Here is a 22,502-nt window from a genome sequence, read left to right as displayed (position 1 = left end):
CCTTCGACCAGCCACTCATGATAGACCTATTGTCGACAATCCGACAATGTTGGGATGGTGTCATGACTCAGCTCTCGCCTCGCCTGGCGCAGGCCACCCCCGTCATCGCCGAGCGCGGTGAGGGCTGTTACCTCTACGGGACGGACGGTCGGCGCTACCTGGATTTCACCGCGGGCATCGGCGTGACCAGCACCGGCCACTGCCACCCGCACGTGGTCCGTGCCGCCCAGCAGCAGGTGGCCACCCTGATCCATGGGCAGTACACGACGGTGCTGCATCAGCCGTTGCTGGAACTCACCAGCCGGCTGGGCGAGGTGCTGCCCGCGGGCCTGGACTCGGTGTTCTTCGCGAACTCCGGCAGCGAGGCCGTCGAAGCGTCCCTACGCCTCGCCCGGCAGGCCACCGGCCGGCCGAACGTGATCGTCTTCCACGGCGGCTTCCACGGCCGAACCGTGGCCGCAGCGTCCATGACCACGTCCGGCACCCGGTTCTCGGCAGGGTTCTCGCCACTGATGGCCGGTGTGCACGTGGCACCGTTCCCCACCGCGTTCCGGTACGGCTGGACCGAGCAGGAGGCCACCGACTTCGCGCTGCGCGAGCTCGACTACATCTTCGCGACCATCTGCGCCCCGGCGGAGACGGCGGCATTCGTGGTCGAGCCGGTGCTCGGCGAAGGGGGCTACGTGCCGGGCAACACCCGGTTCTTCCAGGGGCTGCGTGAGCGGGCCGACGCCCACGGGATCCTGCTGGTGATGGACGAGATCCAGACCGGGTTCGGGCGCACCGGGAAGTTCTTCGGCCACCAGCACTTCGGGGTGACACCGGACATCATCACGATGGCGAAGGGTTTGGCCAGCGGCTTCCCGCTGTCCGGCATCGCCGCATCGACGGAGCTGATGGCGAAGGCCTGGCCGGGCTCCCAGGGCGGCACCTACGGTGGCAACGCCGTCGCCTGCGCGGCGGCCATCGCCACCCTCGAGGTGATCGAGGACGAACATCTGGTCGCCAATGCCGCGGAGCGCGGGACCCAGCTGCTCGACGGTGCGCGCCGGACCGCCGGCGACGCCATCGGGGACGTCCGTGGACTCGGCCTCCTGGTCGGCTCCGAGTTCACCACGGATGACGGCAAGCCGGACCGGGAGCGAGCCACGGCCGCCCAGCAGCTCGCCGCCGTCAAGGGGCTGCTGTTGCTCACCTGCGGCGCCCACATGAACGTGGTCCGGATGATCCCGCCACTGGTGGTCTCCGCCGATCAGGTCGATACCGCACTGTCGATCTGGTCGGATGTCCTCACCGAGGTGTGAGCCGGCCCGACCCGACCACCCTGCTCGCCCCGTCCCGACCGGAGGTTCCCGTGGCCCGCTACATCACGATCACCCTGGAGGCCCGCGGCGCCAGCTGCCGGGCCCGACTGCTCGACGACGAGGCCCCCGGCACCAGCGCCGCGGTCTGGGACGCGCTGCCGCAGTCCGGCGACGCGTTCCATGCCAAGTACGCGCGCAACGAGGTCTACACCCTGATCCCACGCCTGAGCGCACCCCGGCGGGAGAATCCCACGGTCACCCCGATCCCGGGGGATGTCTGCCTGTTCGACTTCGAGCCCTGGGAGATCGGCAACGCGGCGTACGGCTACGAGCCCGGATCCGAGGCACACGCGGCCCAGGGGGCGACGGACCTGGCGATCTTCTACGGACGCAACAACCTGCTCCTCAACGGGGACGTCGGATGGGTGCCGGGCAACGTGTTCGCCACCATCGAGTCGGGCCTCGAGGACGTCGCGGCCGCTTGCAGCGACCTCTGGCTGCGGGGTGTGGAGGGGGAACGGCTGAGCTTCGCCCGGGGCTGACCCGGGGACTCAGCCCAACAGCCACTCGGTGAACCGCGCCACGGCCAGGACGAGGTCGTCGGAATGCCGCGGGCCGACGATCTGCAGGCCCACCGGCAGCCCCGCCGCGGTGGTGCCCACCGGGATGCTGATGGCCGGCTGCTGGGTCAGGTTGAACGGATAGCTGAACGGGGTCCACTGCGGCCAGCCGGTCAGTCCGCTGCCGGGCGGCACGTCATGCCCGGCTTCGAACGCGGGGATCGGCACGGTTGGCGTGAGCAGGAGGTTGTGGGTGCGGTGGAACGCGCCCATCCGGATCCCCAGCTCGGCCGCGACCGCGCGGGCGTCGACGTAGTCGACCGCGCTGAGGCTCCGGCCCCGCTGCCAGACCGCGGCCAGGCCAGGGTCGAGGGTCTCGGCAGCCCCGGGCATCCGGTTCAGCATCGCGGCGGCACCGGCGGCCCAGAGCACGTCGAACGCCTCGAGCGGGTCGGTGAACCCTGGGTCGATCGCCGTCACCGGCAGGCCGGCCTCGTCGAGCCGAGCGACCGCCCGATCGACGATCTCACCCACCTCCGGATCCACTCGGACGTAGCCGAGGTCCCGGGAGTAGGCCACGCCGATGCCGGTGACCTCACGATTGAACTCGCTGCGGTAGGTGGTGCGCGGCGGCGCGAGCGCGGTGGGGTCGCGATGGTCCGGCAGCACCATGATGTCCATCAGCAACGCGGCGTCCTCCACGGTGCGCGTGATCGGTCCCGCATGGGCGAGCGGACCGAACGGGCTGGCCGGGTACAACGGCACCCGGCCGTAGGTGGGCTTGAAGCCGACCACCCCGCAGAACGAGGCCGGGATCCGGATGCTGCCACCGCCGTCGGTCCCGATCGAGACGGGGCCCAGGCCGGCGGCGACGGCTGCCGCACTGCCGCCGGAGGAGCCGCCCGCGGTCCTCGAGGGATCCGCCGGGTTGCGCGTGATGCCGGTGAGGGCGCTGTCGGTGACCGCCTTCCAGGCGATCTCCGGGGTGTTGGTCTTGCCGAGGAGCACCATGCCGTCCTCGCGCAGCCGGGCCACGGCGGGGGAGTCCACCTCCCACGGACCGTCGGCAGCGATCGCACGTGATCCGCGCCGGGTCGGCCACGCCTTGGTGAGGAACACGTCTTTGATCGAGACCGGGACGCCGTCGAGCAGGCCCTTGGCGTGTCCGGAGCGCCACCGTTGCTCGGACTCGGCGGCCTGCGTGAGCGCGCGCTCGGGATCGACGAGGCAGTAGGCGTTCAGCTCCGGGTCCCGGGCTTCGATGGCGTCGAGTACGGCGCGGGTGGCCTCGACCGGGGACAGGTCACCGCTGGAGTAGGCGGTGGCCAGGCCGACGGCGGTCATCTCCACGGGATTCATGGTGCGGCTCCTTCGCTCGGCACGTATCCGAGGTTCTTGTCGACGACGTTCATCAGTGTTGCCCCGGTGATCCACCGCTGGAAGTTCAGGGCGAACAGGGCCACCAGTTCCTCCCGCCAGCCGAGCACGTCCCCCGACCGGTGAGCGGTGATCACCACGTTCGGTGCCTCCCAGAGCGGGTGCTCGCGCGGCAGTGGTTCGGGATCGAGCACGTCCAGCGCAGCGCCGGCGATGGTCCCGTTGCGGAGCGCCTCGAGGAGGTCCGGGGTGCGCACCAGTTCCCCGCGGCCCACGTTGATGAATCGGGCACCCGGGCGCATCGCCGCGAACGCGTCCGCGTCGAACAGGTGCCGGGTGAGGTCGGTCAGCGGGGCCGCCGCGATCACCCAGTCGGCTCGGGCGAGCTCGGTGGCGAGGTCCTCCGCCGCGGCCACGGCGGTGAAGTCCGGGTCGCCGGTCCGGGCGCGGCGGCCGGTGCCACGGACCTCGACGCCGACGGCTCCGAGCAGCCGCGCGATCGCTCGCCCGATCGGGCCGGTGCCGACCACCAGCGCCGTTGACCCGGCCAGTCGCTGCGAGTCGGTGTGTTGCCAGGTGTGGGAGCGTTGCCGGTGCCAGGACCCGGGCAGATCCTTGGCGAAGGAGAGCATCTGAGCCAGGACGTATTCGGCGATCGCGACGTCGAAGATGCCGCGTGAGTTCGTGACCACCACCTCACTGGCTCGAATCTCGGGAAACATCACCGGGTCCACGCCGGCGGCGGCGATGTGCAGCCACTGCAGCGAGTCGGCCGCGTGCCACGCGCCGGGCACCGCGTTGCTGAGGAAGTGATGGACGAACAGCACCTGCGCACCCACGAGCGAACCGGCCAGCTGGGACTCGTCGCAGTATCGGATCTCGGCATGTGCGGCCACCGGCGCCAGGGCCTCGGCGCGCGGGGCACGGCCGTCGTGGAGCACCACCACGACCGGGCGAATCGACATATTGACAACCTAGGGAAGGCTCGTAGTATTGTCAACAATCTGTCGATACTACCGAAGCGGCTGAACGAAGGTGAGGCCCGCTATTGGAACTGAGCAGCCTCGAGTTCGAGGGTCCGCTGCTACAACGCGGAATCGGGGTCATCGCGCCGTTCGACCTTGCCCTGGAGCGGGAGCTGTGGCGCTGGACACCACTCGAGGTGAGCCTCCACCTGGCTCGCACCCCGTATGAACCGGTGCCGGTGAGTCTGGCCATGGCCGAGCTGGTCTCGGACCGGCGGCACCTGATGAGTGCCACCCGGGATGTGCTGCACGTCGAGCCGGAGGTGGTGGCCTTCCTGTGCACCTCGGGCAGCTTCATCCACGGGGTGGCCTACGAGCAGGAGCTCTGCGCGGCGATCCTCGAGGCGGGCGCACCGAAGGCGCTGACCACGTCGGGAGCGTTGATGGAAGCGATCCGGGCGCTCGCTCTGACCCGGGTCTCGGTCCTCACCCCGTACGACGAGCCACTCACCGACCGGTTGCACGACTTCCTCGGCGAGCTCGGCACCGAGGTGGTTCGCTCCGACTTCCTCGGGCTCGGCGGCGGCATCTGGAAGGTGAACTACCGCACCGTCGCCGAGCGGATCATCGCCGCCGACGATCCCCGTTCGGAAGCGGTCTTCGTCAGCTGCACGAACCTGCCCACCTATGACCTGATCGCGCCCCTGGAACGCGACCTCGGCAAGCCCGTGCTGACCGCGAACCAACTGACGATCTGGGCCTGCCTCGGCCGGATGGGACTGCCGATGATGGGACCGGGCAACTGGCTCCGGGACGTCTTCAGACAGGAGAGTCCATGACCGTCGGCTTCATCTACCCCGACCACGCGGCCGAGGACGACTACCCGTTCGCGGCGGACCTGCTCGGCGTGCACCTGCCGGTGGCGCACGTCTACGGCACCGACCTGCACGCCGTCCCCGAGCTGCTGGACCTGGGCAGCCCGGCGAGGCTCGCCGAGGGAGCGCGGCAGCTCGAACGGGCGCAGCCCGACGCGGTGATCTGGGCCTGCACCTCCGGCAGCTTCGTGTTCGGACCCGACGGCGCCCGCGCACAGGCCGACGCGCTGGCCGCCGTGGCCGGGGTGCCGGCCTCGAGCACCAGCTTCGCGTTCGTGCACGCCCTTCAGGCGCTGGGGATCCGCCGGGTGACGGTGGTGGCGAGCTATCCGACGGACGTCGCGACCCTGTTCGGCCAGTTCCTGGCCGCGGCCGGGATCGAGATCGTGTCCATGTCCAGTGCCGGGATCCACACGGCAGCGGAGGTCGCCACGCTCACCGGGGACCAGGTCCTCGAGCTCGCGACGGACAACGACCACCCCGACGCCGAGGCCATGCTGATCCCGGACACGGCCATGCACACGCTCCGAGAGGTCATGGCCCTCGAACAGCGGATCGGCCGGCCGGTGCTGACGGCGAACCAGGTGAGCGTCTGGGAGGGTCTACGTCTGGCCGGCCTCGCCCGCTCCCACCCGCGGCTCGGTCGGTTGTTCAGGCGTGCGGTGGGTTGATGGCGGGCGTGCACCAGACAAATGCGGATGTTCACAGGAGAGGCGAGTCGATGGCGTTCGATCAGATGGAGCCGGTGAACAGCCGCTCGACCGCGGAGCTGATCGCCGAGCAGTTGCGCGCGGCCATCACCTCCGGCGCCCTCGCGCCGGGCCAGCAGCTCGGCGAGGCGGAGCTGGTCAGGCACTTCGCGGTATCGCGCGGACCGTTGCGTGAGGCCATGCAGCGGCTCGTCTCCGAAGGGATCCTGTACAGCATCCGCAATCGCGGCACGTTCGTACCGGAGCTGTCCCTCGAGGACATGATCGACGTCTATCGCAGCCGATCCATCATCGAGCGTGGCGCCGCGGAGCTGATCCTCGACGGCCGACGGGACGAGGCCTACACCGCCCTGGAGGCTCCGCTCGTGGCGATGCGCGCGGGCGCCGAGCGCACTGACGCCGCTGCCGTCTCCGATGCGGATCAGGCCTTTCACGAGACCCTGGTGCGCAGCGCCGGGAGCCCCCGGCTGATGCGCGCCCTGCGCACGCTGCTGGTCGAGACCCGGATGTGCCTGGGTGCCCTGCAGACCACCTACCCGGACCTGAGCGAGCAGGTGCGCGAGCACGTCGCGTTGCGTGAGGCCGTGCGCTCGGCTCCGCGCAAGGAACTGCTGGCGCTGCTGACGGAACACCTGGACGACGCCGTCGAACGCCTGCGACTGGGCCACGAACCCGTGGCGCCGAAGGGGTGACCGCGTCGGCCTCGAGGCCGCACCCGATCCAGTGCGGGCGCAGGGTGCGCATGGGCGTGCTCAGCCTGGCTGCGGCTCTTCGGGGGCGCCGGCCTCCGGTCCTTCGGCCGTGATGAACGAGAGCTGGCCGTTCGTCTCGAGCACGGCCAGCCGGATCTGCGCGAACGACGTGATCCCCTGGCCGCGCGCGGCGGCCATGAAGTCGTCGAGGCTGAGCCGTTCCCGCCGCATCACCGGCAGCGCCGGCTCGCCGTCGGCGAACACCACCACGGGCAGCCCGTGGGTGACCCGCGCGGCGGGGCGCCACCGTGCGTTCACCCAGGAGATCGCGATCGTCAGGATCGCGAAGGTGCCGACGGCGAGCACCGCGGCGGTCACCGAGTAGTCCTGCTGGGTCACGGCCTGCTGCACCAGGTCACCCATGGTGATGAACACGATGAGCTGGAACGAGCTCAGCTCACCCAGTGTCGAGCGACCCACCACCCGGGTGATGAACCACAGGAACAGGAAGATGACGGCGGCGCGGATCACGATGTCCATCTCGGGCGGCTCCTTACCGGTGGCTGAGCGGGACGAGGCTCAGGGAAACAGGACGGTGCGGATCGGCACCTCGGCGACCCGGGCGTCGCCGGTGACGAGCGCCACCACGCCGCTGCGGCCGACGTTCGCGTTCGGCTGGATGTAGGCGTCGTAGTCGAGCACGAACGTGGTGCCCGACGGCGTATCGAAGGTCAGGTAGAGCCACTCGCCGTCGCGCGTGGTCGCGCTGGGTTCGGGGTGGAACCCCTGGGTCTCGTAGATCTCGAGGTAGGCGGCGGTCACGGCGATGGTGAGTTCCGGGCCGAAGCCCTCGGGACTGCTCACCTGGACCCGCCACGGCACGTCCTGACCCGGTCGCGCGGCGGCGGCCGTGGTCACCGTGAGGGTGTAGCCCTCGGCCTGCGCGGAGGCGGTCGACTCGCGGTCGCCGAGGAAACCGCCCAGCGCCGCGAGCAGGACCAGCGCCAGGGCCGCGGTGCCGATCCGGCGCATCAGCACCGATCTGGGACCCGCGTCCAACGGGTGCACGTCCTCGAGCGTCGAACGGGCAGCCATGGATTGGGTCTAGCACCATCGGACCGCCCTCGCGAGCCAGGCGGGTGGGTCCGCTCACCGCCGCCTGTCCGGTCGCTCACCGCACATCCGGGTGCGCCCGCTGCGAACTCGCCGAGGCCCGTGCCAGGTGCTCCCGATGTCGCAGGATCGCGGCCGAGGTTCCGGACGTCCACACGCTAGCGGCCGCGACGCGCAGCCTGCGTTCCGCCGTTCGGATCACGCGTGCCTCAAGGCGGCGACAGGTGAGCACCCAGCGGCGCCGGGCGAGCTCGTCCACGGTGGGGTGGTCGATCTCGTCGGCGCGGACAGCGCGATAGCAGTCTCGCGTCGATCGGTGGTGGCACCAGGCCTTTGTCGGCATCCGGTCGTACCTCGGACGAGATATCCGGTGCGACGGCACCTGGTCCGGCGGGAACACATCCAGGTGGGCGGGAAACCGACGTCCGCCATTGTCCCTGACCTCCCGGGCCGACACCGGCTCGATCTCGGTTCCCGTCTCGTCGAGGACCGCCAGCCGAAGCCCTGCCTCGGCGAGCACCTGCGCGAACCGTCCCACCGCGAGGTCGGCGCCGGGCTGCTCGTAGCGGTTCACCGTGGACTGCGAGACCCCGAGCAGTATGGCGAGCTCACGCTGGCTCAGGTCCCCTCGCCGCCGAGCCCGCAGCACGTGTCCGGCCACGTCGAACTCCGGCCGCCCCGCCGCGCCGTCGGACTCCGCGGACCGCTCCTCAACGTCAACGTCGCCGAACCGAACCGGCCCGACCGCCGCCCAATCGAGCGCAGCCAGGCGTGCCCGCGCCTTCCAGACCTCGACACCCTCGGCCACCCACGCGGCCCGTTCCTGCACCGACTCCATCGTCGCCTCCCAGCTCGCTCGATTCACGATCGATCCTGCGCTGGCAGAGACCCTGCCACCGACTACCGACATCTCGGCGTGACCGGCCGAACGACAACTGCGTCCGCAGCGTTGCGTCACTGATCCGTCTGCCGGGTCAGTGACGCAACGGTGTGGGTGGATCGGCGACCGGCCACCTCCGATGGCAGGCTGGGCGGATGAACCAGCCGTACCTGAGGATCGTCGAGTCGACCGGCTCCACGAACGCCGACCTGCTCCAGGCCGCGACGGCCGAGCCCGAAGCCTGGCCGCACCTGTCCGGGATCCTGGCCCGGCACCAGCGGGGCGGCCGTGGCCGCACCGGCCGGTCCTGGGACACCGATGCCCATACGGCGCTCACGTTCTCGGTGGTGCTGCGCCCGGACCGGCCCCGCGAGCAGTGGTCGTGGCTGCCGCTGCTCGCCGGGGTCGCCGTGCTGCGCGCGGCAGCGGGGCAGCCGGTGGCCGGCGAGCCTGACGAGGCGGGAAAGGAGCAGGCGGTAGCAGCGGTCGGAGGGACGGTCACTGACGCTGCGCTGGGTAGCCGACTTGCCCTGAAGTGGCCGAACGACCTGGTCCACACGGATGGCGCGCAGGACCTGCCCGACTGGCACCGGCTCCGCAAGGTCGGCGGGCTGCTCGCCGAGGTGCTCCCGGACGGCACCGGGGTGGTACTCGGCATCGGTGTGAACCTCGCCGGTGCGTCCCTGCCGGTGCCGTGGGCCGGGACCCTCGCCGAGGTCGGCATCGAGACCGACGCGCAGACCCTCGCCGAGCGGATCGTCGCGTCGCTCGCGCACGTGCTCGCCGACCCGGCGATCACCACGGACCCACGCTCCGCCGTCGGGCCCCACGTGGTGACCCTCGGCACCCAGGTGCGCGTGGACCTGCCCACCGGGCCGGCCGTGCACGGGGAGGCGACCGGCCTCGCGGACGACGGCGCGCTGGTGGTGCGTACCGGGGACGGGGCACGGCACGTGCACGCCGGGGACGTCGCGCATGTTCGCCTGGGGTGAGGCGATAGCCTCGGGTCGTGACTGAGTCCACCGAGCCGCGCCCGGAGCGATCGACGATCCGCGACCAGGAGGAACGGCTGCTGGGCGGTCCGCCGACGCTCGACGTCGCGGAGATGGCGGCCGCCGTCGGGATCCCCACCCAGGTGCTGCGGGTCTACTGGCGTTCCCTCGGTTTCGCCGACGTGCCCGAGGGCGTCAAGCACTTCACCCAGGTGGACGTCGACGGGCTCAAGGCGATCGTGGACCTGGTCCTCACCGACGCCGTGAACCTGGAGACCGCGCAGGACCTGGTCCGTGCGCAGGGCCACTCGATGGACCGGCTGGTGCTGTGGCAGGTCGAGTCGCTCGTCGCCGACGCCCGGCACCGGTACCGCCTCGACGACACCAGCGCCCGTCTCGTGGTGCTCGACCGGCTCGCGGTGATCGGCCCCGTGCTGCGCGACCAACTGGGCTACGTGTGGCGCCGTCAGCTGGCTGCCCTGCTGGCCCGGATGGACAAGGACGTCGCCCTCAGCAAGGACACCGCAACCACCGACCGGCTCCCCCTGGAGCGTGCGATCGGGTTCATCGACATCATCTCCTACACCTCCCGCGCGGCCCGGTTGGCGCCCACCGAGCTCTCGTCACTGATGCAGGTCTTCGAGTCCGGGGCCCGGGACGTCATCGCAGCCCACGGCGCCCGGGTCGTCAAGACGATCGGGGACGCCGTGCTGTTCGTCGCCGACGACCTCGAGACCGGCGCGATGGTCGCGACCGGCCTGCTCGACGTGATGGACGCGCGGGGCCTGCCGATCCGGGGCTCGGTGGTGTGGGGCCGGGTCCTGTCCCGGTCCGGCGATGTGTTCGGCCCCGTCGTGAACCTCGCCTCCAGGCTCAGCGACCTCGCCGGGCCGGCCTCGATCCTGATGGACGACGTCAGCGCCGCACTGCTGGAGGGCATGGACTCCGCGTCGATGTTCTCGTTCGAGGAGTTGAAGCCCGTGGACGTGCACGGACTGGGTGAGGTGAGGCCGGTCCGGCTGGCGCGGCACGCCACATCCGACTGGGCACAATGAGCGCTTCGCCAGTTCGTGGCATTAGCATGGGCGAGTGACCCGAGTTCTATTAGCAGAAGATGACCCGGCCATTGCCGAGCCGTTGGCGAGGGCTCTGACTCGCGAGGGCTACACCGTCTCCGTGCACGGCACCGGACGCGGAGCGATCGACGAAGCGGCTCAGGCCGACCTGTTCGTCCTCGACCTCGGCCTACCCGACATGGACGGCCTCGACGTGGCCCGGTGGGTCCGCAACCAGGGGCTGACCACGCCGATCCTGGTGCTCACCGCGCGCGCGGACGAGGTCGACCTGGTGGTGGGCCTGGACGCCGGCGCCGACGACTACGTGACCAAGCCGTTCCGGCTGGCCGAGCTGCTCGCACGGGTGCGGGCGCTGCTGCGTCGGGCCGGGAGCGAGGGTGGCGAGGAGGACGAGATCGCCTCCCAGGACGTCCGCGTCGACATCGCCGCGCACCGGGCCTTCCAGGGCGAGCGGGAGCTCCAGCTGACCGCCAAGGAGTTCGAACTGCTCCGGGTACTTGTGCGGGAAGCCGGCGCCGTGGTGTCCCGGGACTCGCTGATGCGCGAGGTCTGGGCCTCGGACCCGAACGGTTCCACGAAGACGCTGGACATGCACGTGTCCTGGCTGCGCCGCAAGCTCGGCGACGACGCCAACGCGCCCCGGTACATCTCCACCGTGCGGGGCATGGGCTTCCGGTTCGAGAACGGGGAGCACTGACCTGCGAAGACGTGTCCTGACCGCGACCATCGCGGCGGTCACCGTCGCGGTGCTCCTGCTCGGCGGCCCGATGGCGGTCTTCGGAGCACTGATGGTCCGCGAGAGCGTGGCGCAGAACATGCAGCTGCGGACCCAGTCGGTCTCGCGCGCCGTGGAGACCCGGATCGCGTTCGAGACGCCTCTCGACGACGAGATGCTCGAGCGCTGGGTCGTCGACGAGGAGTCCGGGATCCCGGTCCGGATCACCGTGACGGACGTCGACGGCACCGTCTACAGTGCCGGGCCGGAGATCGACGACAAGACGTTCTCGGTCTCGCAGAACACACCTTCGGGCGCCCGGGTCGAGGTCGCGATCGCTGCGTCCGCCCTCTTCTGGCGCGGCGCCCAGGTGGTGATCCTCGTGATCATCGCCTCCGTGGTCGCGTTCGGCGTGGCCGCGCTGGTGGCGGTGTGGTCGGCCCGCCGGCTCGCCGCTCCACTGATCTACCTGGCCGCCTCCGCCGAGCAGATCGGGTCCGGCCAGGTGCGCCCCCGGATGGAGAAGTCCGGGGTCGAGGAGATCGACCTGGTCGCCGCCGAGCTCAGCCGCACCAGCGACCGGCTCGCCGGCCGGATCGCCGCCGAGCGCCAGTTCGCCGCGAACGTCAGTCACCAGCTGCGGACCCCGCTCACGGCCCTCTCGATGCGCCTCGAGGAGATCCAGATGCTCTCCGAGGACGAGGAGGTGCGGGAGGAGGCGCGGATCTCGCTCGACCAGGTGGAGCGCCTGGTGCACGTCGTGGACGACCTGCTCAAGTCCGCCCGCAAGGCCGACGGCGGCACCACCGAGGCCCTGCACGTCGCCGACATCTTCGCCCAGCAGCAGGAGGAATGGGTCCCGACGTTCAAGCGGGCCAGGCGCACCCTCACGTTCGGCGACCCGGGCGACGCCGCCGTGCTGGCCACCCCGGGCGCCCTCGCCCAGGTCCTGTCGACGCTGCTGGAGAACTCCCTCAAGTACGGCGCCGGTACCACCGAGGTCCGGGTCCGACCGACCCGGGACAGCGCCGAGAGCGGGGTGGTGATCGAGGTGGCCGACGACGGCCCGGGGGTCAGCGACGAGCTGGCGCCGAAGATCTTCGACAGGCACGTCACCTCCGGCAAGGGCACCGGCCTCGGGCTCGGCCTGGCCCGCACGCTCGTCACCGCCGACGGTGGGCGGCTGGAGCTCGCGCAGCGGCGCCCGCCGGTCTTCGCGATCTTCCTGAACGCGGTGCCGCCCCGGCTCGACCCCGACGTCGTGTTGCCGCCCGGCGCGCTCGTGGTGGTCGGCCGCCGGCGTCGACGCCGCTGAGGCGGGGCCGCGGCCGCTGAGACAGAGGGTTACGCCTGAGTCAGAACTTTGTACCCGTCTGTCTCAGGAACAAGGTTCTGTGTCAGCGGGGGAGGTCGGCCTGGGGGGCACGGGCAGCGGCCGGGATGTCCGCCTGCTCGGCGTCCGCGTCCGTCACGCTCGTGAACACCCAGTACCGGTAGGCGAGGTACCGGAAGATCGTGCCAAGCACGAGGCCGACCCCGTTGGCGGAGATGTTGTCCGCGAGCGGTGACGTGAACCCCAGCAGGTAGTGCGAGACGGCCAGGCAGCCGACGCCGATAGCCATGCCGGCCACGTTCACCAGGGCGAACTGCATGAGTTCGCGGCTGCGGGCAGCGGCGGTCTCCCGGCTGCGTTTGGCGGCGAACGTCCAGTACCGGTTGCCCAGCCACGCGACGAGCACCGCCACCGTGACGGAGACGACCTTCGCCGTCAGCGGCTTGTGCCCGAGCAGCTCGCCGGGGCCGAACCGGAGCAGGTTGAACAGCCCGGTGTCCACCACGAAGGCGATCAGCCCGACGGTCCCGAACCGCATCATCTCGCTGAACCAGGCCCACAGACGGGCCCGGTCGCGCCACATCGGCACGGCTCGGGGCGTCTCGTTCGGAGCCGCGGATGGGGACGAGGTCACCAGTCGAGGATACCCGCCATTACGCTGGACCCCCATGGGACCAGTGGTAGCCGTCGTCGGGGGCGGGCAGTTGGCACGCATGATGGCCGAGCCGGCGGGGGCGCTGCAGATCCATCTGCGCGCGCTCGTGGAAGCGGCCGACGGCGCGGCGGCGCAGGTCATTCCGGACGCTCCGGTGGGCGCGGCGGGGGACCTCGAGGCAGTCGCCGCGGTCGCGGCGGGCGCCGACGTGCTCACGTTCGAGCACGAGCACGTGCCGCAGGACCTGCTCACCCGGCTCATCGCCGACGGCGTGAACGTCCAGCCCGGCCCGGGGGCCCTCCGGCATGCCCAGGACAAGATCGTCATGCGCACCCGGCTCACCGAGCTCGGGGTGCCGTGCCCGCGATGGGCGGCGGTTGCCACCCCCGCGGAGCTGACCGCGTTCGGCGACCGCGTCGGCTGGCCGGTGATCGCGAAGATCCCGGTCGGCGGCTACGACGGCAAGGGCGTGCTCGTGGTGCACGACGCCGCCGAGGCGGCGCACTGGTTCGATACCGACCACGGGCAGATCCTCGTCGAGGAGCGCGTCGCCTTCCGCCGGGAGCTGGCCGCGCTCGTCGCGCGCCGGCCGAGCGGGCAGGTGGCCACCTGGCCGGTGGTGGAGACCATCCAGGCGAACGGGGTGTGTGCCGAGGTGATCGCCCCGGCGCCGGACCTGCCCGTCCACGTGGCCGAGGATGCGCTGGACATCGCCCGCACGATCGCCGAGGGCCTGGACGTGACCGGGGTACTCGCCGTCGAGATGTTCGAGGCTGCCGACGGCGTGCTGCTCGTCAACGAGCTCGCGATGCGCCCGCACAACAGCGGCCACTTCAGCCTCGACGGCTCCGTGACCAGCCAGTTCGAGCAGCACCTGCGGGCCGTGCTCGACCTGCCGCTCGGGGACACCAGCGCCACCGCGCCGTGGTCGGTCATGGTGAACCTGCTCGGCTCCGAGCTCGTGGACCCGGCCTCGGCCTACCCGGAGCTGATGGCGACCTTCCCGGACGCGAAGGTGCACCTCTACGGCAAGTCGGTCCGTCCGGGCCGCAAACTGGGCCACGTGACGGTGACCGGCACGGACCTGGCCGAGGTCCGCCGTCGGGCCCGTGCCGCAACCACGATCCTGGGAGGGACCCCCGCATGAATACCGTCGCCGTGGTGATGGGCTCCGATTCGGACTGGCCCGTGATGAAGGAGGCCGCCGATGCGCTCGCGGAGTTCGGTCTCGAACCCGAGGTGGACGTGATCTCGGCCCACCGGATGCCGCAGGACATGATCGCGTTCGGCCAGGAGGCCGCCGGGCGGGGGGTCGGCGTGATCATCGCCGGCGCCGGGGGAGCCGCGCACCTGCCCGGGATGCTCGCGTCCGTCACACCGCTGCCCGTGATCGGGGTGCCGGTGCCGCTCAAGCACCTGGACGGGATGGACTCGCTGCTGTCCATCGTGCAGATGCCGGCCGGGGTGCCGGTGGCGACCGTGTCCGTGGGTGGGGCCCGCAACGCCGGGCTGCTCGCCGTACGGATCCTCGCCGCCGGGGCCGACGACGGCGCCGCCGCGCTCCGCGAGAAGATGGTCACCTTCCAGGAGGGGTTGCGTCAGGCCGCCCTGGACAAGGGCGCGCGGCTGCGCGCCTCGCGCACGCAGCGCACCGGCTTCGGCGCCTGAGCCGGCCGGCCCGGTCGAAGGAGCAGGGCGCCCATGCTGACCAGCCTGCTCGTCGGTGTCGCGGGCATGAACGTGTTCGCGCTCGCCCTGATCCTGCTGCGCGGCCCGATGTTCCGGGCACGGCTCTACACGCCGATGCTGTGGAACGTGATGCTCTCGGTCGCGCCGGTGCTGCTGATGGGCGCGCTCGTGTTCGTGGTGCCGATCCTGGTCGCGCTGGTGCAGGGCTGGCTCGCGCTGGCCGTCGGTCTGGTCCTCGGGGTGGTCTGGCTGCTCCTGCTGCCGAACGCCGGCTACCTCATCACCGAGCTCAACATGTCCCACCGGCGCGAGCAGGAGAGCGTGCCGATGTGGTTCGACGTGGTGCAGGTGATCACGCTCGCGATGTCCGGGGTGCTGAACACCGTGCTCAACGTGTTCCTGGCCCAGCTGCTGTTCGTGCTGCTGGTCTACGGGGACGTGGCGGCGCCGCTGCAGGCCGCCGTGCCCAGGCTGATCGTGGTGGCGATCCTGCTCGCGGTCTCGTTCGGGATGTACCTGGGCCGGTACGTGCGGCTGAACAGCTGGGACGTGCGGCACCCGCCCGCGCTGGTGCGCAAGGTGGCCACGCACCTGCGTGAGCCCGGCCGGCTGCGCAGCAGTGTGGCCTTCGTCGTGCTGTACACGCTGTTCCTGGGGCTGATGTACCTGGCGGTCGCCGGCCCGGTGATCGAGGGTCTGATCCTGATCGAGCACGCCCGCGGGTCATGAGCGCGCACTAGGCGCCGGCGGCTACCGGGGCCGCCGCACCCGGGTCTGCCTCGGGGATGAAGAACGCCCGCGGCCCGGACTGCAGGTCCAGGACCCGGAGCATCCTCAGGGCGGCCACGACGGCAACGATGCAGGCGCTCATCTCCAGACCCTCCTCCAGGGCCGTCACCGCGGCATAGGCGGCACCGACCCCGTAGGCGCCCTCGATCCATCCGGAGAACGCCTCGACCACCACGGCTCCGAGGCCGTACAGGAGCACTGCGATCCGGAGCAGCCAGGACGTGTGGTGCGGTTTGCGGGCGGTCCACCACCAGACCAACGCGATTCCGCCGAGCGCCACCACCAGGCCGGGCAACACCCAGGAGTACGTGGGAAGGGAAGCCGGCGTGTTCTCGAGCAGCCAGGCGCCCACCGTGCGCAGCCGCTCGTGCAGCTTGAGCACCTCGTCGGTGGCCAGGGCCAGGCTGAGGACCGCCGCGACGATCCAGCCGGTCCGTCGCCGGCGTTGCTCCAGTCCCGCGACGAGCAGACACGCGGTCCCGACGCCGAGCAGCAGCGCAGCGTTCCACATCGTGGGGATGTTCGTCTCGAGGTTCACGTCGAACAGGCCCACGTACGGCGCCGGGCGCTCGGGCGTGGACAGCGCCTTCAGCACCAGGTTGATCGCGACGAGGGCGAGGGTGCCCGCCATCAGGATGACGATGAGGGCGCGCAGATCCAGGTCGCGGGCACCGTCGTCAGGAGCCGGCGACGCACCCCGGATCGAGCCGTGACCATCGTCGGTCTGACTGCTCATAACGGGCTCCTACAGGTGCTGCGGATCCTCCGACCTTAGCGGCGGCGAGTCGCGCCCGTGGCGATGCCACTCCGGTGATCCCGGCGCCCTCAGCCGACCGGCGTCACCACGTAGACCACCCGGGTGTCGGAGGCGATCAGTTTCACGTCGTGGGCGTCGGAGCTGAGCTGAGCGATGAGCCCGGCGTCGTGGGTGACCACGTTGTCGACCTCGAAGCCCGCGTCCTCCAGGGTGCTGCGCGCGACGGTGCCGGAGTCGGCCGCCGTCACCAGCGCCACCCAGGTGGTGACGCCGTCGGCGTCGGTGCGGGCCGCGCCACGGGCCGGGCCCTCCACCACGACGACCTCCGCGGGGAAGCCCTCGGGCAGCCCGTCGCTGAGGTCGAGGCCGTCCACGGCCTCCTCGATGGCGCGTTCGACGGCGTCCCCGGCGGCACCGGAGATCGCGTCGCAGCCGCTGAGGGCGCCTACGCCGACTCCTGCGAGCAGAGCCAGCAGCAGGGCGGCGATCCGGGACCGGAGCGGGGTGGTGGCCATGGACTCCACGATAGACGCGCCCGCCGTGGGTCATCGCCCCATGCGTGAGGGGCGGTCCTGTCCCTGGTACGTCCGAGCAGCGCCCGCGCGGCTTCCGCTACTCTCCCGAGCCATGTCGATCACCACCCTGCACCAGGAACTGAGCGATCCCAGGCAGTTCGCCAAGCGGGTCAAGATCAGCCGCGGCTCCACCGCCTTCGGGACCATGTGCCTGGTTCTCGGGGGCCTGCTCGCGCTGTGGAACCTGCGCTCCACGCTCCGCACCCTCGACAACGACCTCTCGACCATCGGCTCACCGCTGTTCTGGCGGGTGTTCTGGTCCACCAACGGTGAGGGCCAGGCGGTCTCCTACTGGCTGTACCTGGTCGTCTACGGGCCCGTTGTTCTCGTCACCCTCGGGCTGCTCGTGCTCGGGTACGCACTGATCTCGCGTCAGGCGGCACAGCGCAAGCTCTACGACGCGTTCCGCCGCCGCGGTTACGTGGCGATCGGCACCCCGATCGGGCTCAGCGTCCGCGCGGACCGCAAGTCCCCGCCGCGGCCCGTGCAGATCCTCACCCACCCCTCGCTCAGCGTGCAGGCGAATGCGGACCTGGCCCAGGCGATCCAGCGCCAGGTCGTCCAGGCCGGGCCTCAGGTCACCGAGTGGGAGAAGGCCGCGCGCAGGGCCGGGGTGGTCGGCGGCCTGGTGCCGCTGTCCCAGATCTTCCCTGGCACGCCCCAGGGACCGATGCTCGGCACCGGCACCGAGCTGAGCGACGGGGCCGTGGTGATCGATTCCGCGAAGCCCGGCGGGAAGCCGACCAGCTACCTGCTGCGCTGAGGGGCGGCTGGCCCGACCGAGCCGTCAGCCCAGCCCCAGCAGCGGTCCCTCGATCGCCGGACAGGTGTCCATCACGACGTCCAGCCCGGCATCGGCCGCGCGGCGGGCGGCCGCCTCGTCGATGATGTCCAGCTGCAGCCAGACCGCCTTGGCCCCGCGGGCGATCGCCTGGTCCACCACGTCACCGGCGAGCGAGGCGTTCACGAACACGTCGACGACGTCGATGTCGCCCGGTACGTCCGCGAGCGTCGCGTATCCGGGCTCGCCATGAACGGTCTCCGCCTTCGGGTGCACGGGCACGATCTGCTGCCCGAGATTCCCTTGCAGATAGCGGGCGACCCCGTACGCCGCGCGTACGGTGTTCGAGGACAGGCCCACGACGGCCCAGCGGCCGGGGGTGGTCAGCAACCGCCGCACGACGGCGGGATCGTTCACATGGGTCATGCCGACCAGCGAACCATAGAGCGTGTGTCCCGGCGCGCCGGTCCGGCTCGTTAGGAGTTCAGGTCCGCCGTGGTGACCGTGCCGTCGGCCACCGCGGCGAAGAACGCGTCCACCCGGTCCGGGTCGAGCAGGACGGTCTCGCCGATACCGCCCGGCCGGTAAGCAAGGTCGGAGATCGGTGGTGCGCCGCGGACGCCGTCGGGCCCGGTCGCCGCCCGGAACGCGAGCGCCATCTGGGCCATGTCGATGATGCCGGTGTTCTCGTCGACGAGCAGGGCAGCGAGGCCGGCGTCGGCCAGGCGCACCTGCTCACCGGGCTGGAACACCAAGGACGGCTGTGCGACGGCGGAGGTCACCGCCTGGATCACCTGCTGTTGGCGCTGGGTGCGGCCGATGTCGCCGAGCGGGTCGGCCTTGCGCATCCGGGCGAACGCGAGCGCGGTCTCACCGTCCACGACGTGGCAGCCGGCCGTCCACTCCAGGCCGCTGTCCGCGTCGCTCACGTCGTAGTCGAGGCACAGCTCCACGCCGCCGACGGCGTCCACGACGTTCGCGACCCCGCCCATCCCGATCTCCACGTAGTGGTCGACCTCGATGCCGGTGAGCCCCTCCACGGTCGAGACCAGTAGTTCCGGTCCTCCGAACGCGTACGCCGCGTTGAGCTTGTTCGCGCCGTAGCCCGGGATGTCGACGTAGGTGTCCCGGGGCAGCGAGATCATCGAGGTCGCGCCGCTCGGCGGCACCGTGATCAGGATCATCGTGTCGGTGCGCTGACCCTCGGTGGTGTCGCCCGAGAGCTGGCCGTCGGCACGCGAGTCCGAACCGGCCAGCAGGTACGTGGTGCCGGGGGTGCTCAGGGTGCTGGCTGCGAGGGCGTCGGTGTGCTGGATCTTCCCGTTCGCCCAGACCAGCATGCCGACCGGCCAGGCGAGCACGAGGATGAGCAGGACCGCGAGCACGGCCACGATCCGGCGCCCGCGCCGGCGCGGCTTGCGGGCCTTCGGCTCAGTCTGTGACGCTGGACCGTCCGGCGGGCGGGTGCTCCCCGGCGGGCGGGCGCCGCTCGCCCGCCGAGCCGGGTCGCCGGCGGGGCGCTGCGGGCGCCGCACCTGGGGTGTGCTCTCGCCACCCTGCACCGGCATCACCCGGGTCGCGTTCGCGGACGGGCGGGGTCCGGTGCCGCTCGGACGGTCGGTGCGTTCGCCCGAGCCGGGGGCGAAACTGGGCGGCGGCGCGTCGGCTCCGGCGGCCGGACGGGAAGCCTTGCCGGTGCCCGACGGCGTGCGGCGCACGCTGCGCTCCGGCACGCGCGCGGAACCTCCCGACGGCGCAGCGGACCGAGCGCTCGCGCGTTCGCCTCCGCGGGTGGCCGCCACGGGCTGCGCCGAGCCGCCGGTGCGGGCGCGGCTGGCGCCGCGGGCCGGCTTGCGGCCCGGAGCCGTGCGCCGAGGCGCATCCGCGAACGGGTCGCTGGAGGCGGCCTCGGGCTCCCGTTCGTTGTCGAACGGCTCGTCTCGGCTCACCCGCACTGGGCACTCCCGTCGTCGGCGGTGGTTCCCTCGAGGGTAGGTCCGGGGGTGGGTGTGGTCTGGGAGGACGCGGCGTCGGTCGCCGGTGCGCTCGGATCCGTCGCCGGGTCGGTGGCGTCCGTGCCGGTTCCGGCGGCCCCGTCCGTGGGCTGCGAGCCGGTGTCCGCATCGTCCGCGTCGGACTCGGCACCCTCGATCGTGAGCGGCTGGTCGGCGGCGACCGCCTCCCACATCTCGTCGGCCGCGTCGGTCCAGAGCACGTTCGCGCCGTCGCCGCGGTCCACGACCGGCACGGTCACGAACGAGATGTCGTCCGAGTCCAGGCCCCGCAGGGAGTACGCGAGGCCGGACATCGCGGCGATCGAGGCGTAGTTCGAGCTGGTGGTCAGGGACGCCGTCGCGGCGTCGAGGAACTGGTAGAGCCGGGGCGCGTCGGTGAGCACGTTCTGGTTCAGGACCTGGCGCACGGTGGCGCCCAGGAGCGCCTGCTGCCGGCCGATGCGCCCGATGTCGCTGCCGTCGCCGATCGACTTGCGGACCCGGGCGTAGCCGAGGGCCTGGGTGCCGTCCAGGACCTGTTCGCCCGCGCTGAGCTGGAGGTGGGCGTTGTCGTCGTCGATATCCTCCGGGATGCAGATCGGGATGCCCCCGATGGCGTCGACCATGTCCACGAACCCGCCGAAGTCCACGGCGACGAAGCCGTCGATGCGGACGTCGGTGAGGGACTCGATGGTGCGGATCGTGCAGGCCGCGGCGTACCCGACGTCGCCGGTCTGCCCGCCCTGGTGGAAGGCCTTGTTGAACTTCCCGGTGGTCGGTGCGGACATCGAGCCGTCGGGCAGTTCACAGGCGGGGATGTCCACCCAGGAGTCGCGGGGGATCGAGATCAGCTCCACCCGGGACCGGTCCGCCGAGATGTGCGCGACGATCACGGTGTCCGAGCGGATCCCGGACTCGACGTTGCCGCCGCCGATCGACTGGTTCTCCCCGGACCGGTCGTCGGAGCCGACCAGGAGCAGGTTCACCGCGGTGCCGGCGGAGCCGTCGACCGGTGGCGGCGCCGGCTCCGGCCGATCGGTGCCGAGCAGGGGCTCGACGTCCGTCCCGCCGATGTTGCGGTTCAGGTCGTCGTAGACCAGGCCCGCGCCGCTGATGGCGAACAGGGCCACTGCGAGCGCGGCCAGGGGAGCGGTGTGCCGGCGTGGGCGCCGACGCCTACGGGCGTGGCGCACCCCGGCGAGCGCGTGGTTGTTGGCCGGTGTGCGCCGCTGCGAGCCAACGATGTCGCGTTCGACGGTCGTGCCGGATGCGGTTGCGGCGGCGACTGGGGTGCGGGCACGGCCGACGTCGGCGCGGCGCCGTCCGCTTGGCGCGGCGTGGCGGGCGCGAGGCCTGCTGGGCTGCCGATTCATCGCTTCCATCGTCTCATCGCCGGCGCTTCGGTCGACGTGCCGGTCCGGGGATGTTGTGCCCCGGGACGGACGCAGCGGGCGCTCAACCCTGGCCGGTCTCGTCCCCGGTGCCACCGTCGGTCGCGGTGCCGTCGGTCCCGGAGCCGTCGGTCGCGGTGCCGTCGGTGGCCTCGGGGTCCGGCGGCAGCACCAGCGGCTGGTCGGCCACCACCGACTCCCAGAGCGCCTCGGAGTCGGCGTTCTGGAGGACCACGTTTCCGGACCAGTCGAACGGCACGGTGGCGAACGTGAAGTTGTCGATCCCGACGCCGTTGAGTGAGTACGCGAGCCCAGCCATCGAGGTGATGTTGCCGATGCCGTCACTGGTACTCAGCGACGCGGTCGCGGCCTGCAGGAACTGGTAGAGCGCGCTCGAGTCGGTGAGCAGGTTCTTCGCCATCACCTGTTCGACCATCGCCGTCAGGAGCTCCTGCTGGCGGCCGATCCGGCTGATGTCGCTGCCGTCGTCGACGCCCTTGCGGGCCCGAGCCACGGCGAGGGCGGTCTCGCCGTCGAGGGTCTGGCAGCCCGCGGCGATGTCCAGATTGGCCTCCGGGGAGACCATGGCCTCCTCGAAGCACATCTCCACGCCGCCGATGGCGTCCACCATGTCCTTGAATCCCTCCATGTCCACCACGACGAAGTCGTCGATGAACAGGCCGGTCATCTCCTCCACGGTCAGGATCGCGCAGGCTGCGGCATAGGCCGTGTCACCGGTCTGGCCGCCGTAGGCGAAGGCCGCGTTGAAGCGCTGGTCGGAGGACTCGCCGGTCGAGGAACCGTCCGGCAGGGGGCAGCTGGGGATGTCCACGATCAGGTCACGCGGGATCGAGATCACGTCCACCCGGGACCGGTCCGCGGAGATGTGCACCACGAGCGTGGTGTCCGAACGCTGCCCCTCGGCCTCGCCGTAGTCGGCGTTGTCGCCCACCCGGGTGTCCGAACCGAGGACCAGCAGGTTGTAGGCACGACCTTCGGCCGGGTCGCCCGGCTGCGCCGCCTCGCTCTCACGCTCGTCGCCGAGGATTGCGGAGAGGTCGTGCTGGTCGATGTTGCGTTGCAACGAGTTGTAGGCGAGGGCCGCCCCGGTGCCGGTGAACGCGACCACGCCGATGAGCGCGAGCAGCACCCCACGCAGCACGTGGGTGCGCCGAAGTCGCCGGCTGTGCCGCGGTGCGCGGCGCCGACCATGGGCAGGGCGCGGGGAGTTCTCGGTGGAAGGCATCGATCAACGATCGTACGGATTCCCGGCACCGGA

At 71.3% G+C, this 22,502-nt stretch carries 25 protein-coding genes; 13 read left to right on the top strand and 12 right to left on the bottom strand.

The genetic code is table 11. The features are described 5' to 3' along the window. The first annotated feature begins 62 nt into the window (after window positions 1-62). Both KCQ71_RS10080 and KCQ71_RS10075 read left to right on the top strand, forming a co-directional pair. Entirely contained in the window at window positions 63-1,304 is a 1,242-nt protein-coding gene (locus tag KCQ71_RS10080) for an aspartate aminotransferase family protein (RefSeq protein ID WP_223405402.1), read from the top strand. Beyond that, window positions 1,301-1,846: a DUF3830 family protein gene (locus KCQ71_RS10075; RefSeq protein WP_443683101.1), complete on the top strand. Its 546-nt coding sequence runs from the start codon at window positions 1,301-1,303 to the stop codon at window positions 1,844-1,846. The genes KCQ71_RS10080 and KCQ71_RS10075 overlap by 4 nt, the downstream gene beginning before the upstream one ends. 9 nt (window positions 1,847-1,855) lie before the next feature. Here KCQ71_RS10075 and KCQ71_RS10070 read toward each other — a convergent pair whose 3' ends face one another. Continuing rightward, window positions 1,856-3,223, bottom strand: a complete 1,368-nt coding sequence (locus KCQ71_RS10070; protein WP_223405400.1) for an amidase — start codon at window positions 3,221-3,223, stop codon at window positions 1,856-1,858. Then, window positions 3,220-4,206 (bottom strand): D-2-hydroxyacid dehydrogenase, encoded by a 987-nt coding sequence (locus KCQ71_RS10065; RefSeq protein ID WP_223405398.1) that lies wholly within the window; start codon window positions 4,204-4,206, stop codon window positions 3,220-3,222. Before KCQ71_RS10065 ends, KCQ71_RS10070 begins: the two co-directional genes overlap by 4 nt. An 83-nt stretch (window positions 4,207-4,289) precedes the next feature. Here KCQ71_RS10065 and KCQ71_RS10060 point away from each other — a divergent pair, with 83 nt between their 5' ends. The 3 genes from KCQ71_RS10060 to KCQ71_RS10050 are packed head-to-tail and all read left to right on the top strand — an operon-like array spanning window position 4,290 to window position 6,483. After that, entirely contained in the window at window positions 4,290-5,045 is a 756-nt protein-coding gene (locus tag KCQ71_RS10060) for a maleate cis-trans isomerase family protein (RefSeq protein WP_223405396.1), read from the top strand. Next, window positions 5,042-5,752 (top strand): maleate cis-trans isomerase family protein, encoded by a 711-nt coding sequence (locus tag KCQ71_RS10055; RefSeq protein ID WP_223405395.1) that lies wholly within the window; start codon window positions 5,042-5,044, stop codon window positions 5,750-5,752. Before KCQ71_RS10060 ends, KCQ71_RS10055 begins: the two co-directional genes overlap by 4 nt. A gap of 50 nt (window positions 5,753-5,802) precedes the next feature. Then, the gene (locus tag KCQ71_RS10050; RefSeq protein ID WP_223405394.1) at window positions 5,803-6,483 is read left to right on the top strand and encodes a GntR family transcriptional regulator; all 681 of its coding nucleotides are present in this window, start codon (window positions 5,803-5,805) and stop codon (window positions 6,481-6,483) included. 60 nt (window positions 6,484-6,543) lie between these two features. On the opposite strand, the gene KCQ71_RS10045 is transcribed toward KCQ71_RS10050, so the two are convergent. From KCQ71_RS10045 to KCQ71_RS10035, 3 genes are all read right to left on the bottom strand, one after another. Further along, on the bottom strand, window positions 6,544-7,023 hold the full coding sequence (locus KCQ71_RS10045) for a DUF421 domain-containing protein (RefSeq protein ID WP_223405393.1): 480 nt from the start codon (window positions 7,021-7,023) through the stop codon (window positions 6,544-6,546). Window positions 7,024-7,062: 39 nt separating this feature from the next. After that, window positions 7,063-7,578, bottom strand: coding sequence for a hypothetical protein (locus KCQ71_RS10040; RefSeq protein WP_223405392.1), 516 nt, complete (start codon window positions 7,576-7,578; stop codon window positions 7,063-7,065). A 76-nt stretch (window positions 7,579-7,654) separates the two neighbouring features. Next, entirely contained in the window at window positions 7,655-8,461 is an 807-nt protein-coding gene (locus tag KCQ71_RS10035; protein WP_223405391.1) for a helix-turn-helix transcriptional regulator, read from the bottom strand. A gap of 170 nt (window positions 8,462-8,631) precedes the next feature. On the opposite strand from KCQ71_RS10035, the gene KCQ71_RS10030 reads away from it, so the two are divergent. The 4 genes from KCQ71_RS10030 (at window position 8,632) to KCQ71_RS10015 (ending at window position 12,574) form a co-directional block, all read left to right on the top strand. Beyond that, window positions 8,632-9,468 carry a biotin--[acetyl-CoA-carboxylase] ligase gene (locus KCQ71_RS10030; protein WP_223405390.1) on the top strand — a complete coding sequence of 279 codons (837 nt, stop codon included), beginning with the start codon at window positions 8,632-8,634 and terminating at the stop codon, window positions 9,466-9,468. Between the two features lie 17 nt (window positions 9,469-9,485). Continuing rightward, the gene (locus KCQ71_RS10025; protein WP_223405389.1) at window positions 9,486-10,523 is read left to right on the top strand and encodes an adenylate/guanylate cyclase domain-containing protein; all 1,038 of its coding nucleotides are present in this window, start codon (window positions 9,486-9,488) and stop codon (window positions 10,521-10,523) included. A gap of 34 nt (window positions 10,524-10,557) precedes the next feature. Further along, on the top strand, window positions 10,558-11,241 hold the full coding sequence (locus tag KCQ71_RS10020; protein WP_223405387.1) for a response regulator transcription factor: 684 nt from the start codon (window positions 10,558-10,560) through the stop codon (window positions 11,239-11,241). Between the two features lie 70 nt (window positions 11,242-11,311). Continuing rightward, a complete protein-coding gene (locus KCQ71_RS10015; RefSeq protein ID WP_308116626.1) occupies window positions 11,312-12,574 on the top strand; it encodes an ATP-binding protein in 1,263 nt (420 codons plus the stop codon). A gap of 82 nt (window positions 12,575-12,656) precedes the next feature. Here KCQ71_RS10015 and KCQ71_RS10010 read toward each other — a convergent pair whose 3' ends face one another. Beyond that, complete coding sequence (locus tag KCQ71_RS10010; RefSeq protein ID WP_223405385.1) at window positions 12,657-13,226, bottom strand: GtrA family protein; 570 nt, start codon at window positions 13,224-13,226, stop codon at window positions 12,657-12,659. Between the two features lie 34 nt (window positions 13,227-13,260). Between KCQ71_RS10010 and KCQ71_RS10005 the strand changes: the two genes are divergently transcribed. Genes KCQ71_RS10005 through KCQ71_RS09995 form a run of 3 tightly spaced genes read left to right on the top strand, consistent with a single transcriptional unit; the run spans window position 13,261 to window position 15,665 of the window. After that, window positions 13,261-14,394 carry a 5-(carboxyamino)imidazole ribonucleotide synthase gene (locus KCQ71_RS10005; protein ID WP_223405383.1) on the top strand — a complete coding sequence of 378 codons (1,134 nt, stop codon included), beginning with the start codon at window positions 13,261-13,263 and terminating at the stop codon, window positions 14,392-14,394. Continuing rightward, a complete protein-coding gene (gene purE, locus KCQ71_RS10000) occupies window positions 14,391-14,915 on the top strand; it encodes a 5-(carboxyamino)imidazole ribonucleotide mutase (RefSeq protein ID WP_223405381.1) in 525 nt (174 codons plus the stop codon). Before KCQ71_RS10005 ends, purE begins: the two co-directional genes overlap by 4 nt. A 33-nt stretch (window positions 14,916-14,948) precedes the next feature. After that, the gene (locus tag KCQ71_RS09995) at window positions 14,949-15,665 is read left to right on the top strand and encodes a DUF1361 domain-containing protein (RefSeq protein ID WP_223405379.1); all 717 of its coding nucleotides are present in this window, start codon (window positions 14,949-14,951) and stop codon (window positions 15,663-15,665) included. A 7-nt stretch (window positions 15,666-15,672) separates the two neighbouring features. Here KCQ71_RS09995 and KCQ71_RS09990 read toward each other — a convergent pair whose 3' ends face one another. Both KCQ71_RS09990 and KCQ71_RS09985 read right to left on the bottom strand, forming a co-directional pair. Continuing rightward, entirely contained in the window at window positions 15,673-16,461 is a 789-nt protein-coding gene (locus KCQ71_RS09990; protein ID WP_223405377.1) for a DUF8692 domain-containing protein, read from the bottom strand. Between the two features lie 89 nt (window positions 16,462-16,550). Then, window positions 16,551-16,997 carry a vWA domain-containing protein gene (locus KCQ71_RS09985; RefSeq protein ID WP_223405375.1) on the bottom strand — a complete coding sequence of 149 codons (447 nt, stop codon included), beginning with the start codon at window positions 16,995-16,997 and terminating at the stop codon, window positions 16,551-16,553. A gap of 112 nt (window positions 16,998-17,109) precedes the next feature. Between KCQ71_RS09985 and KCQ71_RS09980 the strand changes: the two genes are divergently transcribed. Next, complete coding sequence (locus KCQ71_RS09980; protein ID WP_223405373.1) at window positions 17,110-17,820, top strand: hypothetical protein; 711 nt, start codon at window positions 17,110-17,112, stop codon at window positions 17,818-17,820. Window positions 17,821-17,844: 24 nt separating this feature from the next. Here the strand turns inward: KCQ71_RS09980 and KCQ71_RS09975 are convergent, their stop codons facing one another. The 4 genes from KCQ71_RS09975 to KCQ71_RS09960 form a co-directional block, all read right to left on the bottom strand. Further along, window positions 17,845-18,264, bottom strand: coding sequence for a CoA-binding protein (locus KCQ71_RS09975; RefSeq protein WP_223405371.1), 420 nt, complete (start codon window positions 18,262-18,264; stop codon window positions 17,845-17,847). 50 nt (window positions 18,265-18,314) lie between these two features. Next, window positions 18,315-19,787, bottom strand: coding sequence for an LCP family protein (locus KCQ71_RS27595; protein ID WP_223405369.1), 1,473 nt, complete (start codon window positions 19,785-19,787; stop codon window positions 18,315-18,317). Next, the gene (locus KCQ71_RS09965; RefSeq protein ID WP_223405367.1) at window positions 19,784-21,205 is read right to left on the bottom strand and encodes an LCP family protein; all 1,422 of its coding nucleotides are present in this window, start codon (window positions 21,203-21,205) and stop codon (window positions 19,784-19,786) included. Before KCQ71_RS09965 ends, KCQ71_RS27595 begins: the two co-directional genes overlap by 4 nt. A gap of 82 nt (window positions 21,206-21,287) precedes the next feature. Continuing rightward, window positions 21,288-22,469, bottom strand: coding sequence for an LCP family protein (locus KCQ71_RS09960; RefSeq protein WP_223405365.1), 1,182 nt, complete (start codon window positions 22,467-22,469; stop codon window positions 21,288-21,290). Between the last annotated feature and the right edge of the window lie 33 nt (window positions 22,470-22,502).

The sequence above is a fragment of the Occultella gossypii genome (assembly GCF_019947135.1).
In the GTDB taxonomy this organism is placed as follows: Bacteria; Actinomycetota; Actinomycetes; order Actinomycetales; family Beutenbergiaceae; genus Occultella; species Occultella gossypii.
The sequence above is the reverse complement of the archived record's forward strand: the minus strand, read 5'-3'. Positions and strand labels throughout refer to the sequence as shown.

What these genes read in the sequence shown, in the direction of transcription:
- KCQ71_RS10080 (WP_223405402.1), top strand. Translation starts at nt 63, where the DNA reads ATGACTCAGCTCTCGCCTCGCCTGGCGCAGGCCACCCCCGTCATCGCC.
- KCQ71_RS10070 (WP_223405400.1), bottom strand. Translation starts at nt 3,223, where the DNA reads ATGAATCCCGTGGAGATGACCGCCGTCGGCCTGGCCACCGCCTACTCC.
- KCQ71_RS10065 (WP_223405398.1), bottom strand. Translation starts at nt 4,206, where the DNA reads ATGTCGATTCGCCCGGTCGTGGTGGTGCTCCACGACGGCCGTGCCCCG.
- KCQ71_RS10055 (WP_223405395.1), top strand. Translation starts at nt 5,042, where the DNA reads ATGACCGTCGGCTTCATCTACCCCGACCACGCGGCCGAGGACGACTAC.
- KCQ71_RS10050 (WP_223405394.1), top strand. Translation starts at nt 5,803, where the DNA reads ATGGCGTTCGATCAGATGGAGCCGGTGAACAGCCGCTCGACCGCGGAG.
- KCQ71_RS10045 (WP_223405393.1), bottom strand. Translation starts at nt 7,023, where the DNA reads ATGGACATCGTGATCCGCGCCGCCGTCATCTTCCTGTTCCTGTGGTTC.
- KCQ71_RS10040 (WP_223405392.1), bottom strand. Translation starts at nt 7,578, where the DNA reads ATGGCTGCCCGTTCGACGCTCGAGGACGTGCACCCGTTGGACGCGGGT.
- KCQ71_RS10030 (WP_223405390.1), top strand. Translation starts at nt 8,632, where the DNA reads ATGAACCAGCCGTACCTGAGGATCGTCGAGTCGACCGGCTCCACGAAC.
- KCQ71_RS10015 (WP_308116626.1), top strand. Translation starts at nt 11,312, where the DNA reads ATGGCGGTCTTCGGAGCACTGATGGTCCGCGAGAGCGTGGCGCAGAAC.
- KCQ71_RS10005 (WP_223405383.1), top strand. Translation starts at nt 13,261, where the DNA reads ATGGGACCAGTGGTAGCCGTCGTCGGGGGCGGGCAGTTGGCACGCATG.
- purE (WP_223405381.1), top strand. Translation starts at nt 14,391, where the DNA reads ATGAATACCGTCGCCGTGGTGATGGGCTCCGATTCGGACTGGCCCGTG.
- KCQ71_RS09995 (WP_223405379.1), top strand. Translation starts at nt 14,949, where the DNA reads ATGCTGACCAGCCTGCTCGTCGGTGTCGCGGGCATGAACGTGTTCGCG.
- KCQ71_RS09990 (WP_223405377.1), bottom strand. Translation starts at nt 16,461, where the DNA reads ATGAGCAGTCAGACCGACGATGGTCACGGCTCGATCCGGGGTGCGTCG.
- KCQ71_RS09985 (WP_223405375.1), bottom strand. Translation starts at nt 16,997, where the DNA reads ATGGCCACCACCCCGCTCCGGTCCCGGATCGCCGCCCTGCTGCTGGCT.
- KCQ71_RS09980 (WP_223405373.1), top strand. Translation starts at nt 17,110, where the DNA reads ATGTCGATCACCACCCTGCACCAGGAACTGAGCGATCCCAGGCAGTTC.
- KCQ71_RS09975 (WP_223405371.1), bottom strand. Translation starts at nt 18,264, where the DNA reads ATGACCCATGTGAACGATCCCGCCGTCGTGCGGCGGTTGCTGACCACC.
- KCQ71_RS09965 (WP_223405367.1), bottom strand. Translation starts at nt 21,205, where the DNA reads ATGAATCGGCAGCCCAGCAGGCCTCGCGCCCGCCACGCCGCGCCAAGC.
- KCQ71_RS09960 (WP_223405365.1), bottom strand. Translation starts at nt 22,469, where the DNA reads ATGCCTTCCACCGAGAACTCCCCGCGCCCTGCCCATGGTCGGCGCCGC.